This is a genomic window from Microbacterium sp. LWO14-1.2, assembly GCF_038397715.1.
GTDB lineage: Bacteria > Actinomycetota > Actinomycetes > Actinomycetales > Microbacteriaceae > Microbacterium.
Window position 1 is genome coordinate 3,738,251 of the sequence record NZ_CP151633.1, and the last position, 10,227, is coordinate 3,748,477.

The following is a 10,227-nucleotide window of genomic DNA, read 5'->3' on the forward strand; positions in this document are numbered from 1 at the left end:
CCACCCGCCTTCCCTCCGGAGCACCTTCATGCGACTCGTCTTCGCCGGCACACCGTCGGCCGCCGTACCCACCCTCCGGCGCCTGGCCGCCGAGCACGAGATCCTCGCGGTCGTCACGCGTCCCGACGCGCCTCTCGGCCGTAAGCGCGTCCTGACGCCTTCTGCTGTCGCGGCGGCCGCCGTCGAGCTCGGCCTGCCCGTGATCAAGGCAGCGCGACTCGACGACGAGGTCACCGCACGCATCTCGGCGCTAGAGCCCGAGCTCGGAGTCATCGTCGCCTACGGAGGACTCGTGCGCGAGCCGCTGCTGTCGACACCTGAACGCGGATGGATCAACCTCCACTTCTCGCTGCTGCCGCGTTGGCGGGGCGCGGCTCCGGTGCAGCGCGCGCTCATCGCCGGCGACGACAGACTGGGCGCCAGCGTCTTCCAGCTCGTCCCTGAGCTCGACGCCGGCGACGTCTTCGCCATGCGCGAGGCGGACATCCCGCGCGACGCGACGGCGGATGCCGCGCTCGAGGCGCTCGCGACGTTCGGCGCCGACCTCACGTCCGACGTGGTCGAGGGCATCGACGCGGGAACCCTCCACGCGGAGCCGCAGACCGGCGAGGCCACCCTGGCTCCGAAGCTCACACTCGACGACGGCGCCCTGGACTGGTCGCAGCCGGCGTCGCAGGTCTTCGCGCGGTACCGAGGCGTGACCCCGGAACCGGGCGCGCACACGATCGTGGGCGGTCAGCGGGTGAAGATCCTCTCCGCGACGATCGCGGCCGACGGCGACACCGCGTCGGGTGATCTCGCCCCAGGTGGGCTCGCGCCGGGGGAGATCGTCGCGACGAAGGCGGCGTTGCTCATCGGCACCGCCGATGCGCCGCTGGCCGTGACGCGTCTGCAACCCGCAGGCAAGGGGGCCATGAACGCGACGGACTGGTGGCGCGGACTGCGCGACACCGACGGATTGCGAGCAGGCGCATGAGTGAGCTGGGCGGAGCTGGTCGCCCGCGCAGTCCGCGGAAGGGACCGAGCGGCGCCCGGCAGCGCCCCTCCGAGCGGCGGGGCGACGTTCGAGGGCCCCAGCGCACGGTGCAGCCAGCCCGTCGTGTGGCCTACGAGGTGCTCAGGGCGGTCTCCGAGTCGGACGCGTATGCGAACCTCATGCTCCCGTCCGCGATCGCGGAGGCCGGTCTGACGCCGCAGGACGCCGCTCTGGCCACCGAGCTCGCCTACGGCACGCTGCGCCGTCGGGGGACGTACGACGCGATCATCAGCGCGGCTGCCGACCGGCCGTCTGCCGACATCGACCCGCCCGTACTCGACGCGCTGCGCCTCGCGGCGCACCAGCTGCTCGCGACGCGGGTGGCCTCGCACGCGGCGGTGAACGAGTCGGTGAACCTGATCGCCGCCGGCCAGGGTCGCGGCGCCGCGGGCTTCGCCAACGCGGTGCTGCGCCGGATCGCCCGCGAGACGCCGGGGGAGTGGCAGACGCGCATCGAGGACGCCGCGCGATCGGACGACGAACGGCTCGCGCTGCGCACGGCGCATCCGGTCTGGGTCATCCGCGCGCTGCGACGTGCTCTCGCCGCCGAAGGACGGGCCGATGAGCTCGACGCGCTGCTCGACGCCGACAACGTCTCCCCGGAGGTTACCCTCGTCGCGCTGCCCGGTCTCGCGGAGCCGGGCGAGCCACGACGGCCGTACGCACCCACGGCCTACGGTTCTCCCGGAGGAGACCCGCATCGGGTGCTCACCGAGTCCCGCGGCACCGTGCGCGTGCAGGACGAGGGGTCGCAGCTCGTCGCTCTCGCGCTGGCCGAGGCCGCTCCCATCCGTCCCGAGGAGCGGTGGCTCGACCTCTGCGCCGGCCCGGGCGGGAAGACGGCGCTCCTCGCGGCGGTGGCGCGCGAGCACGGCGTCGCTCTGGAGGCCAACGAGGTGGTGCCGGCTCGCGCGGGTCTCGTCCGCAAGGCCCTGCAGTCCGTCCCCGGCGACGTCGTCGTGCACGAGAAGGACGGACGCGTGTTCGCCGCGGAGCATCCCGCGTCGTTCGACCGCATCCTCGTCGACGCGCCGTGCACGGGCCTCGGCGCCCTCCGTCGGCGCCCGGAAGCCCGCTGGCGGAAGACGCCGGCCGATGTCGCGGACCTCGTGCCGCTCCAGGTCGAGCTGCTCACCGCCGCGCTCGACGCGCTCGCCCCCGGTGGGATCGTCGCGTACGTCACGTGCTCGCCCCACCTCGCCGAGACCACGGGCGTGGTGCAGGAGGTCCTGCGCGGACGCGCCGACATCGCCGAACTCGACGCCGGTGCGGTGCTCGCACGCGTCGCCCGGTCTCCGATCGACCTGGCCTCGGACGGCACTGGCCGGGTACAGCTGTGGCCGCATCGCCACGGCACGGACGCCATGTTCCTTGCGCTCCTGCAGCGCACTGACCCGCAGACACGCGGCGCCTCGGCCGCAGAAGGAGACGACACCCGTGGAACTGCCTGACGCCCCGCGCATCAATCCCAGCATCCTCGCCGCGGACTTCGTGAACATGCAGCGCGACCTCGCGAAGATCGCGTCGGCGGACTTCGCCCATGTCGACGTGATGGACAACCACTTCGTGCCGAATCTGACCTTCGGACCGCAGATGGTGGAGCGCATCCAGGCGACGAGTCCGATCCCGCTCGACGTGCATCTCATGATCACCGATCCTGATCGCTGGGCGCCCGGATACGCCGAGCTGGGCGCCGCGAGCGTGACGTTCCACCTCGAGGCCGCGGCGGATCCGATCTCCCTCGCCCGCCACCTGCGGAGCATCGGTGCGCGAGCGGGTGTGGCGATCAAGCCGGACACCCCTGCCGACGGCCTGTACCCCGTGCTCGACGAGTTCGACCAGATCCTCGTCATGACGGTCGAACCGGGGTTCGGCGGGCAGGGATTCATGGCCGAGACGATGCCGAAGCTCCGGGCATTGGCCGACGAGGCGAAGCGACGGGGATCGTCCGTGTGGCTGCAGGTCGACGGCGGCATCTCCGATTCCACGATCGAGCAGGCCGCTGCGGCCGGCGCCGACACGTTCGTCGCCGGATCGGCGGTCTACGGCGCGGATGACGTGGAGGCCGCCGTCACCCGACTCAGGGACCGCGCGCGAGCCGCTAGCCTGGAATCGTGAAGACTTTCGACGAGCTGTTCGCTGAGCTCAGCCACAAGGCGGAGACCCGTCCCGAGGGATCGGGCACCGTCGCGGAGCTCGACGGCGGCGTGCACACGATCGGCAAGAAGATCGTCGAAGAGGCCGCCGAGGTCTGGATGGCGTCGGAGTACGAGTCCGACGAGGCCGCGGCCGAGGAGATCTCGCAGCTGCTGTACCACGTGCAGGTGATGATGATCGCGAAGGGCCTGAGCCTGCAGGACGTCTACCGACATCTGTGATGCGCCCCGACCCCTCCACTCCGAACTGAAAGCCGTTCATGCTGCGCATCGCCGTTCCCAACAAGGGGTCTCTGTCCGAGACCGCCGCCGAGATGCTCGCGGAGGCCGGGTACGCCGGTCGCCGCGACACCAAGACCCTGCACGTGATCGACGCCGACAACGACGTCGAGTTCTTCTTCCTCCGCCCCAAGGACATCGCGACGTACGTCGGATCCGGTGCCATCGACGTGGGCATCACGGGGCGTGATCTGCTCCTCGACGCCCGCATGCCCGGCGCTCGTGAGATCGAGGCCCTCGGCTTCGCGGGGTCGACCTTCCGCTTCGCGGCGCCGGCCGGCCGGTACACCGACGTGGCGCAGCTCGACGGTCTGCGCATCGCGACGTCGTACCCGGGTCTCGTGGACTCGTTCCTCGACGAGCGGGGCATCGCGGTCGATCTCGTTCCGCTCGACGGCGCAGTGGAGTCCGCCGTGCAGCTCGGGGTGGCCGACGCCGTCGCCGACGTGGTGGAGACGGGCACGACGCTCCGCCAGGCGGGCCTCGACGTCTTCGGCCCGGTGATCCTCGAATCCGAGGCCGTGTTGATCGCAGGCCCCCACGATGCCGAGGGATCCGAGACTCTGCTGCGCCGACTGCGCGGCGTCATGGTCGCACGCCGCTTCGTCATGATCGACTACGACCTGCCCGTCGCGCTGCTCGACGACGCCGTGAAGGTCGCCGGCGGCATCGAGTCGCCGACCGTGTCTCCGCTGCGCGATCCGGAGTGGGTCGCGGTGCGCGTCATGGTCGCGCGGTCGAGGGTCAACCCGGTCATGGACGAGCTGTACGCCCTCGGCGCACGGGCGATCCTCGTGACCGCGATCCACAACGCGAGGCTCTGATGACGCTCGCGAGCCGGGTCATCCCGTGCCTCGACGTCGCGGCCGGCCGTGTGGTGAAGGGCGTGAACTTCGAGAACCTCCGAGACATGGGCGACCCCGTCGAGCTCGCCAGGCACTATGCGGCCCAGGGCGCGGACGAGATCACCTTCCTCGACGTGACCGCCACGGTCGACGCCCGCGCGACGACGTACGACGTGGTGCAGCGGACCGCCGAGCAGGTGTTCGTGCCGCTGACGGTCGGCGGGGGAGTGCGCTCCGTCGACGACGTGGCGCGTCTGCTCTCAGTCGGCGCCGACAAGATCGGCGTGAACTCGGCCGCGATCGCCCGACCCGACCTCGTGGGTGAGATCGCGGATCGGTTCGGCGCGCAGGTGCTCGTGCTGTCTCTCGACGTCAAACGCGGTGGCTCCACCCCGTCGGGATTCGTGGTCACCACGCACGGCGGACGGACGCAGACGACCCTCGACGCTCTGGAGTGGGCACGCGAGGCGGCTGAGCGCGGTGCCGGCGAACTGCTCGTGAACTCCATCGACGCCGACGGCACCCGCGACGGGTTCGACCTGGAACTCGTCGGCCTGATGCGCGAGGTGGCTGCGGTCCCCGTGATCGCTTCGGGCGGCGCCGGTGCGGTCGAGCACTTCGCACCCGCCATCAAGGCCGGCGCGGATGCCGTGCTCGCCGCCAGCGTGTTCCACACCGGCGCCCTGACGGTCGGAGAGGTGAAGGACGCGCTGCGCGCGGAGGGAGTGGTGGTCCGATGAGCTCGGTCGAGGAGCGGATATCCCAGGTCGTCTTCAATGGCGACGGGCTCACGCCGGCGATCGTCCAGCAGTGGGACACCGGCGAGGTGCTGATGCTCGCGTGGATGGATGCCGAGGCGCTGCGCCGCACGCTCACCACCGGGCGCGCCGTGTACTGGTCGCGCTCGCGCCGTGAGTACTGGCGCAAGGGCGACACCTCCGGCAATACTCAGGTCGTGCGCGAGGCGCGACTGGACTGCGACGGAGACGCCATCCTCCTGCGTGTCGACCAGACGGGGCCCGCGTGCCACACCGGCACGCGCACCTGCTTCGACACGACCGACCTCGAAGCGGTCGACGGGGGCGCGAGCGCATGAGCCTGGCTCGTCGTGGCCGCTCGATCGCAGTGCTCGGCTTCCTCCTCGCGGGGGCCGTCGGCATCATCTCGTCGACACAGACCTGGCTGACGGTGGAACGGGCGGATGCCGGGGAGGCGATCCTCGTTCCCGGCGCGTCCGCGCTGCCGCTGCTCGCACCGCTGAGCCTCGCCGTGCTGGCGCTCGGGCTCGCGATGTCGATCGTCGGCCCGGTGCTCCGCCTCGTGTTCGGAGTGCTGGGCGCGGCCTCCGCCGTCTTCCTCGGCTGGACCACACTGCAGTTGTTCCTCTCCGATCCGCTCGCGGCCGTGGGGCCGACCGTGACGGAGACGACCGGTCTCGCAGGCAGCGCGGCGATCGCCGATGTCGTCGTCGGGATGGAACGGTCCGCATGGCCGCCGATCGCTCTCATCGGGTGGGTCGTGCTGCTCGCCGCATCCCTGGTGGTGCTCGTCACGTGGCGTCGCTGGAAGACCGGCGGCCGCCGATTCCGCACCGATGCGCCGCACGCAGCCGAGACGGCGGGTCCCGTCGACGCGATCGATTCCTGGGACGACCTGTCGCGCGGAACCGATCCCACGCGCTGACCCCGATAGACTTGACCCGATCCCGCACGCCGTCCCCGGAGGAGAACATGACCAACCCGATCGCCGATCCCGGCCACGGACACTCGCCTGCCGCCTGGACGGCCGTGATCATCATGCTCTTCGGGTTCACGCTCGCGACGGTGGCGTTCTGCCTCGCCGAGTTCGCCGGGTTCTGGGTGCCGCTGATCTACGTGGGTGCCGTCATCATCCCGGTCGGCGCGTTGGTCGGCTGGCTGCTCGCCCGGGCCGGCTACGGCGTGAAGGGTCCCAAGTACTCCCCGAAGGGCCACTAGTGGTCCTCGCCGACCTCACGGCCGGCGCTGTCGCAGACGCCGAGCGTCGCGCACTCACCCGGCCGCTGGCCGATGTCGAGCGCGTCGCCCTCGCGCGCCCTGCGGCGAAGGATGCGCTGTCGTTCCTCGCTCCGGCGGAGCGGGTGAAGATCATCGCCGAGGTCAAGCGTGCGAGTCCGTCTCGCGGCGCCCTCGCCGAGATCCCCGACCCGGCGCTGCAGGCCTCGCTGTACGAGCTCGGGGGAGCATCCGCGATCAGCGTGCTCACCGAGGAGAGGCGCTTCGGCGGGAGTCTCGCCGATCTGGAGGCCGTGACCGCCCGCGTCGCCCTGCCGGTGCTGCGCAAGGATTTCATCGCGACCCGCTACCAGGTGCTCGAGGCCCGGGCTGCGGGCGCCGACCTCGTGCTGCTCATCGTGGCCGGCCTCGAGCCCGCCGTGCTGCGCGAGCTCTACGACTTCGTGCTCGAGCTCGGGATGACGCCGCTGGTCGAGACGCACTCGGCCGATGAACTCGACGTCGCGATCGATCTCGGAGCGCGCCTCATCGGTGTCAACGCTCGGGACCTGACGACCCTCGAGCTCGACAGGGATCTCTTCGGTCGCCTGGTCGAGCGCATCCCCGACTCCGCGGTGAAGATCGCCGAGTCGGCGGTGCTGACACCCGCCGACGTCACGCACTACCGCTCCGCGGGTGCCGACGTCGTCCTGATCGGTGAGGCCCTCGTGACGGGCGACCCGATCGCCACTCTCAAGAGCTTCCTGGAGGCGTGATGAGCCTGCGTGACCAGCACGGCCCGCTGTTCGGCGACTACGGCGGGCGCTACATGCCCGAGTCGCTGATCGCGGCCATCGACGAATTGACCGTCGCCTACGGCGAGGCGATCGCAGATCCGCAGTTCCGGTCGGAATTGGCTTCGCTGCTGAGCTCGTACGCGGGTCGTCCGTCGCCTCTCACCGAGGTGGCCCGCTTCGCCGAGCACGCCGGCGGTGCGCGGGTCTTCCTCAAGCGCGAGGACCTCAACCACACCGGTTCCCACAAGATCAACAACGTGCTCGGTCAGGCCCTGCTCACGAAGCGCCTCGGCAAGACCCGCGTGATCGCCGAGACCGGTGCCGGTCAGCACGGCGTCGCCACCGCGACCGCCGCCGCCCTGTTCGGCCTCGACTGCACGATCTACATGGGCGAGGTCGACACCGAGCGCCAGGCGCTGAACGTCGCCCGCATGCGCCTGCTCGGCGCGGAGGTCGTGCCCGTGCGGTCCGGATCGCGCACGCTCAAGGACGCGATCAACGACGCGTACCGCGACTGGGTGGCGTCCGTCGAGACGACCAACTACATCTTCGGCACGGCGGCGGGCCCGCACCCGTTTCCCGCGATGGTGCGCGACTTCCAGAAGATCATCGGCGAAGAGGCGAGGCAGCAGCTCCTCGACGTCACCGGCCGTCTCCCCGACGCCGTGATCGCCTGCGTCGGCGGCGGATCCAACGCGATCGGCATGTTCGACGCCTTCCTCGACGACCCCGAGGTGAAGCTCTACGGCGTGGAGGCCGCAGGCGACGGGGTCGACACGCCCAAGCACGCCGCATCGATCGAGCGGGGTCGCCCCGGCATCCTGCACGGCGCCAAGACCTACGTCCTGCAGGACGAGGACGGGCAGACGGTCGAGTCCCACTCGATCTCCGCAGGCCTCGACTATCCGGGCGTCGGCCCGGAGCACGCCTGGCTGGCCGACCTCGGTCGCGCCGAGTACATCCCGGCGACCGACGACGAGGCGATGCAGGCGCTGCGCCTGCTCAGCCGCACCGAGGGGATCATCCCCGCGGTCGAGTCCGCGCACGCCCTCGCGGGTGCGCTCCGCCTCGGGCGGGAGATGGGCCCGGATGCCGTGCTCGCCATCTGCCTGTCCGGCCGGGGGGACAAGGACATGGACACGGCCGCACGCTACTTCGACCTCTACGACCGAGCGGCCCTCGACCACGACGTCGAGCAGGAGAGCGCGGCCGAGGCCGCAGCGTCGAAGGGGGAGCCCGAGCTATGAGTCGCGTCGAACAGGCCATCGAGGCCGCGCACGCGGCGGGCCGCAGCGCGTTCGTCGGCTACCTCCCCGTCGGCTTCCCGGATCTCGACACGAGCATCCAGGCGGCCATCGCCCTCGCCGAGAACGGCGTCGACATCATCGAGCTCGGCCCGCCCTACAGCGATCCGGTCATGGACGGCGCCATCATCCAGGAAGCCACCACCGCGGCGCTCGCGAACGGCTTCAAGATGAAAGACCTGTTCACCGCGGTGCGAGCGATCACCGAGGCGACCGACGTCCCCGTGCTCGTGATGACCTACTGGAACCCCGTGTTCCAGTACGGAGTGGACCGTTACGCCGACGACCTGCTCGCGGCAGGCGGCGCGGGGCTCATCACGCCCGACATCACGCCCGACGTCGCAGGGGAGTGGATCGCGGCGAGCGACCGCACCGGCCTCGACCGCGTGTTCCTCGCCGCCCCGACCTCGTCCGACGAGCGCCTCTCGCTCGTCGTCGAGTCCTCGACCGGGTTCGTCTACACCGTGTCGACCATGGGCATCACCGGCGAACGGGCGGAGCTCGACCGGGCGGCACGCACGCTCGTCGACCGTCTGCGCGCGGCCGGCGCCACCCGGGCGTGCGTCGGCATCGGCATCTCCACCGCCGAGCAGATCGCCGGCGTCTCCGAGTACGCCGACGGCGCCATCGTCGGCACGGCACTCGTCCGCGCCCTCCGCGACGGGGGCGTCCCCGCTCTCGCCGAGGTCACCCGCACCCTGGCCGCCGGGACCGTCTCGGCACGCCCCGTACACGAGAACTAGAATCGCACTCATGTCCCACGCGCTTCACAGCACCTTCAGCGGCGTGCTCGCCAGCATCCCCAGTCCTCCCGTCTCGTACTTCGACGTGGGACCGCTGCGCATCCACTTCTACGCGCTGTGCATCATCGCCGGCATCATCGCCGCCGTGTTCCTCACGAACCGCCGCCTCACTCGTCGCGGTGCGGAGCCGTGGGTCGTCATCGACATCTCCATCCTCGCCGTGCCGCTCGCCATCGTCGGCGCGCGCATCTTCCACGTGCTCACCCACCCCGGCTTCTACTTCGGCGAGGGCAAGAACACCTGGAACCCCTTCGAGCCGGGCTCCGTCTGGGCGATCTGGGAGGGCGGCATCGCGATCTTCGGCGCTCTCATCGGCGGCGCGATCGGCGCGTACCTCGGATGCCGGTGGACCGGCATCCGCTTCTGGACCTTCGCCGACGCCCTCGCACCCGGACTGCTGCTCGCCCAGGCCATGGGCCGCTTCGGCAACTGGTTCAACCACGAGCTGTTCGGTCTCCCGACAGATCTCCCGTGGGGTCTCGAGATCGAGTCGGACAACTCCGCCTTCCCCCCTGGCCTCCCGGAGGGAACGCTCTTCCACCCGACGTTCCTGTACGAGGTCATCTGGAACCTCCTCGGCGTCGTCGTCCTGCTGTGGCTGAGCCGCAAGGTCACCAGCCTCCAGTGGGGCCGCCTGTTCGCGATCTACCTCATCTGGTACAGCGCCGGCCGCGTCGTGTGGGAGTCGATCCGCATCGACCCGAGCGAGATCATCCTCGGGCTGCGCAGCAACGTCTGGGCCGCGATCATCGGCATCGTCGTCGGTCTCGCGATCCTCGTCGTCCAGTCGCGGCGTCACCTCGGCCTGGAGCCCTCGCCGTACCAGCCGGGCCGCGGGCGGAAGGATCTGGACGCTGATGTAGACTCGCAGGACAATCCCTCCGACTTCGTGGACCTGAGTGAGCCTCCGTCCGAAGAAGTCGCCGCAGGAGCCAGCGCCACAAGCACCGCTCCCACGGACACGGAAGGCGCCCGATAGCCGACCGGTCCGTGCGGACCCCATCGCATCAGCCCGGCCAATGACGTCCCCGGGT

At 70.7% G+C, this 10,227-nt stretch carries 13 protein-coding genes; all 13 read left to right on the forward strand.

The features are described from left to right. Positions 1–28: 28 nt before the first annotated feature. The 13 genes from fmt to lgt are packed head-to-tail and all read left to right on the forward strand — an operon-like array spanning position 29 to position 10,172. Positions 29–976 carry a methionyl-tRNA formyltransferase gene (gene fmt / locus MRBLWO14_RS18045; protein ID WP_341934429.1) on the forward strand — a complete coding sequence of 316 codons (948 nt, stop codon included), beginning with the start codon at positions 29–31 and terminating at the stop codon, positions 974–976. After that, entirely contained in the window at positions 973–2,487 is a 1,515-nt protein-coding gene (locus MRBLWO14_RS18050; RefSeq protein WP_341934430.1) for a transcription antitermination factor NusB, read from the forward strand. The genes fmt and MRBLWO14_RS18050 overlap by 4 nt, the downstream gene beginning before the upstream one ends. Beyond that, positions 2,474–3,154, forward strand: coding sequence for a ribulose-phosphate 3-epimerase (gene rpe, locus MRBLWO14_RS18055; protein WP_341934431.1), 681 nt, complete (start codon positions 2,474–2,476; stop codon positions 3,152–3,154). The genes MRBLWO14_RS18050 and rpe overlap by 14 nt, the downstream gene beginning before the upstream one ends. Next, positions 3,151–3,414 (forward strand): phosphoribosyl-ATP diphosphatase, encoded by a 264-nt coding sequence (locus MRBLWO14_RS18060; RefSeq protein ID WP_096716093.1) that lies wholly within the window; start codon positions 3,151–3,153, stop codon positions 3,412–3,414. The genes rpe and MRBLWO14_RS18060 overlap by 4 nt, the downstream gene beginning before the upstream one ends. A 38-nt stretch (positions 3,415–3,452) precedes the next feature. Next, positions 3,453–4,295: an ATP phosphoribosyltransferase gene (hisG, locus tag MRBLWO14_RS18065; protein ID WP_341934432.1), complete on the forward strand. Its 843-nt coding sequence runs from the start codon at positions 3,453–3,455 to the stop codon at positions 4,293–4,295. Continuing rightward, a complete protein-coding gene (hisF, locus tag MRBLWO14_RS18070; RefSeq protein ID WP_341934433.1) occupies positions 4,295–5,056 on the forward strand; it encodes an imidazole glycerol phosphate synthase subunit HisF in 762 nt (253 codons plus the stop codon). Before hisG ends, hisF begins: the two co-directional genes overlap by 1 nt. Continuing rightward, the gene (gene hisI / locus MRBLWO14_RS18075) at positions 5,053–5,412 is read left to right on the forward strand and encodes a phosphoribosyl-AMP cyclohydrolase (protein ID WP_341934434.1); all 360 of its coding nucleotides are present in this window, start codon (positions 5,053–5,055) and stop codon (positions 5,410–5,412) included. The genes hisF and hisI overlap by 4 nt, the downstream gene beginning before the upstream one ends. Then, positions 5,409–5,999 carry a Trp biosynthesis-associated membrane protein gene (locus tag MRBLWO14_RS18080; protein ID WP_341934435.1) on the forward strand — a complete coding sequence of 197 codons (591 nt, stop codon included), beginning with the start codon at positions 5,409–5,411 and terminating at the stop codon, positions 5,997–5,999. The genes hisI and MRBLWO14_RS18080 overlap by 4 nt, the downstream gene beginning before the upstream one ends. 47 nt (positions 6,000–6,046) lie before the next feature. Next, positions 6,047–6,292, forward strand: coding sequence for an HGxxPAAW family protein (locus tag MRBLWO14_RS18085; protein WP_341934436.1), 246 nt, complete (start codon positions 6,047–6,049; stop codon positions 6,290–6,292). Continuing rightward, positions 6,292–7,065, forward strand: a complete 774-nt coding sequence (gene trpC, locus MRBLWO14_RS18090) for an indole-3-glycerol phosphate synthase TrpC (protein ID WP_341934437.1) — start codon at positions 6,292–6,294, stop codon at positions 7,063–7,065. The genes MRBLWO14_RS18085 and trpC overlap by 1 nt, the downstream gene beginning before the upstream one ends. Continuing rightward, positions 7,065–8,333: a tryptophan synthase subunit beta gene (trpB, locus tag MRBLWO14_RS18095; RefSeq protein WP_341934438.1), complete on the forward strand. Its 1,269-nt coding sequence runs from the start codon at positions 7,065–7,067 to the stop codon at positions 8,331–8,333. The genes trpC and trpB overlap by 1 nt, the downstream gene beginning before the upstream one ends. After that, positions 8,330–9,133: a tryptophan synthase subunit alpha gene (gene trpA / locus MRBLWO14_RS18100; RefSeq protein WP_341934439.1), complete on the forward strand. Its 804-nt coding sequence runs from the start codon at positions 8,330–8,332 to the stop codon at positions 9,131–9,133. Before trpB ends, trpA begins: the two co-directional genes overlap by 4 nt. Before the next feature lie 10 nt (positions 9,134–9,143). Beyond that, positions 9,144–10,172 carry a prolipoprotein diacylglyceryl transferase gene (lgt, locus tag MRBLWO14_RS18105; RefSeq protein ID WP_341934440.1) on the forward strand — a complete coding sequence of 343 codons (1,029 nt, stop codon included), beginning with the start codon at positions 9,144–9,146 and terminating at the stop codon, positions 10,170–10,172. The last annotated feature ends 55 nt before the right edge of the window (positions 10,173–10,227 follow it).

Bases quoted from the DNA above. Each gene is read 5' to 3' on its own strand.
- fmt (WP_341934429.1), top strand. From the start codon at position 29: ATGCGACTCGTCTTCGCCGGCACACCGTCGGCCGCCGTACCCACCCTC.
- MRBLWO14_RS18050 (WP_341934430.1), top strand. From the start codon at position 973: ATGAGTGAGCTGGGCGGAGCTGGTCGCCCGCGCAGTCCGCGGAAGGGA.
- hisG (WP_341934432.1), top strand. From the start codon at position 3,453: ATGCTGCGCATCGCCGTTCCCAACAAGGGGTCTCTGTCCGAGACCGCC.
- hisF (WP_341934433.1), top strand. From the start codon at position 4,295: ATGACGCTCGCGAGCCGGGTCATCCCGTGCCTCGACGTCGCGGCCGGC.
- hisI (WP_341934434.1), top strand. From the start codon at position 5,053: ATGAGCTCGGTCGAGGAGCGGATATCCCAGGTCGTCTTCAATGGCGAC.
- MRBLWO14_RS18080 (WP_341934435.1), top strand. From the start codon at position 5,409: ATGAGCCTGGCTCGTCGTGGCCGCTCGATCGCAGTGCTCGGCTTCCTC.
- MRBLWO14_RS18085 (WP_341934436.1), top strand. From the start codon at position 6,047: ATGACCAACCCGATCGCCGATCCCGGCCACGGACACTCGCCTGCCGCC.
- trpB (WP_341934438.1), top strand. From the start codon at position 7,065: ATGAGCCTGCGTGACCAGCACGGCCCGCTGTTCGGCGACTACGGCGGG.
- trpA (WP_341934439.1), top strand. From the start codon at position 8,330: ATGAGTCGCGTCGAACAGGCCATCGAGGCCGCGCACGCGGCGGGCCGC.
- lgt (WP_341934440.1), top strand. From the start codon at position 9,144: ATGTCCCACGCGCTTCACAGCACCTTCAGCGGCGTGCTCGCCAGCATC.